The sequence below is a fragment of the Mesorhizobium sp. M7D.F.Ca.US.004.03.1.1 genome (assembly GCF_003998635.1).
Taxonomy (GTDB): domain Bacteria; phylum Pseudomonadota; class Alphaproteobacteria; order Rhizobiales; family Rhizobiaceae; genus Mesorhizobium; species Mesorhizobium loti.
Window position 1 is genome coordinate 1 of record NZ_RZQG01001378.1, and the last position, 1,111, is coordinate 1,111.

A 1,111-nucleotide genomic window follows, 5' to 3' on the forward strand; every position below is an offset into this window, starting at 1 on the left:
GCCCGGCAGCGGCTCGCGGCAAGGCGCGTCGGGTTGGGCCAGGCGGCTCTAAACGCTTCGTTAGGCTTAATGATCCATAAAGACGAGACGTGCCGTCACGGCTGCTCTCATTGGTTGCGGCGCGCGTGTTTGTGAAGCCTATTCCCGTTGACGCCCATAGTGCCCCATGATATCCCATTTCGACATCAAAGCATTCGTTCCGCGTCAGGGTAAAGCGTACGCCAATCGGGCAGCCGCGGCGGCTGCGCGTTTGCCGGTTTTTGCCCGTGCGGACGAGGTTGATACGGGGCAGGGAACGCGCTGCGGCGGCGCGTGCGACAAGATGGAGAGGGGTGCGGCGGCGCAAGCGGCTGTAGCGTTTAATGGACCGGTTTCTGTCAAACACGGTGAGCAGGATCGATGCGAAGGGACGGGTATCCGTTCCCGCGCATTTCCGTGCCGTCGTGCAGAAGCGCGGCTATTCGGAGCTCTACGCGCTGCGCTGCCTGGACCTGTCGGCGATGGATGTCGGCGGGCTCGACCTGCTCGACCGCTACGAGCAGCGTATCGCGCTCGAAGATCCCTTCCTGCAGACGGCGGACGATATGTCGTTCTTCTGCCATGGCGACGGAACCTTCTTGAAACTCGACCAGGACGGCCGCATCACGATGAGCGATTTCATTCGCGAACACACCGGCATTTCGGCGGAAGTGGCCTTTGTCGGGCGCGGCAATTTCTTTCAGATCTGGGAGCCGGGACGGCTTGCCGCCTATGGGGCGCAAGCGCGGGCCCGGCTTTTGCAGCTTCGGCAGGGGACGAAGCCTGGGGAGCGACCGGAATGACGGCGAGCCACGGCGATGACCTTCACGCCGTTGGCGGATCGGCCCGCCACATTCCGGTCCTCCTTGGCGAAGTGCTCGAAGCACTGGCGCCGGCGCAGGGCGACATCATCATCGACGGCACGTTCGGCGCCGGCGGCTACACCAGGGCCATTCTGGCGACGGGCGCCTCCGTGGTGGCGATCGACCGAGATCCTGATGCCATTGCGGCCGGGCGCGATATGGAAGTGCAGTCGGGCGGCCGGTTGCGGCTGGTGCAGGCGCCGTTCTCGACGCTGGACGAACATGTCGAG

The 1,111-nt window shown here is 64.4% G+C and carries 2 protein-coding genes; both read left to right on the forward strand.

Annotation, left to right across the window (positions count from 1 at the left end; genetic code table 11):
* Positions 1-362 precede the first annotated feature (362 nt).
* Positions 363-821: a division/cell wall cluster transcriptional repressor MraZ gene (gene mraZ, locus EN935_RS37230; protein WP_109668271.1), complete on the forward strand. Its 459-nt coding sequence runs from the start codon at positions 363-365 to the stop codon at positions 819-821.
* Positions 818-1,111 (forward strand): 16S rRNA (cytosine(1402)-N(4))-methyltransferase (mraW, locus tag EN935_RS37235; RefSeq protein WP_127374301.1); only part of this gene is annotated, 294 nt, incomplete at its 3' end. The genes mraZ and mraW, both read left to right, overlap by 4 nt.

Excerpts from the sequence above, each read along its gene's own strand:
- mraZ (WP_109668271.1), top strand. The coding sequence starts at position 363 with ATGGACCGGTTTCTGTCAAACACGGTGAGCAGGATCGATGCGAAGGGA.